Annotated in this window: 1 pseudogene; it reads right to left on the bottom strand. The window is 40.8% G+C overall.

What is annotated here, in order from left to right:
- Positions 1 to 284: pseudogene (locus ACFINC_RS11310) on the bottom strand (ATP-dependent DNA helicase RecG); the annotation flags it as partial.

Here is a 284-nt window from a genome sequence, read left to right as displayed (position 1 = left end):
AAATAAGCGTGCATCCTTTCTTGCTATTGATAAAAGATCACTGTGAACAGCAAGATTTGCTATATGAAATTCAGGGACGCCGGATTGTTTTGTGCCCAAAAGTTCTCCTTCGCCTCGCAAGCGCCAATCTTCTTCGGCAATTTCAAAACCGTCTTCTGTATTACGGATAATATTTAGGCGTTTTGCTGCTGTTTTGGTGAGTGGATCTTTATAGAGCAAAATGCAAGAAGATTTTTTATCACCTCGTCCTACACGTCCACGCAATTGGTGTAATTGTGAAAGAC

The organism is Bartonella sp. AP58NXGY (assembly GCF_042195785.1).
In the GTDB taxonomy this organism is placed as follows: domain Bacteria; phylum Pseudomonadota; class Alphaproteobacteria; order Rhizobiales; family Rhizobiaceae; genus Bartonella.
Note: the sequence above shows the minus strand (reverse complement) of the source record. Positions and strands in the feature narration are given on the sequence as shown.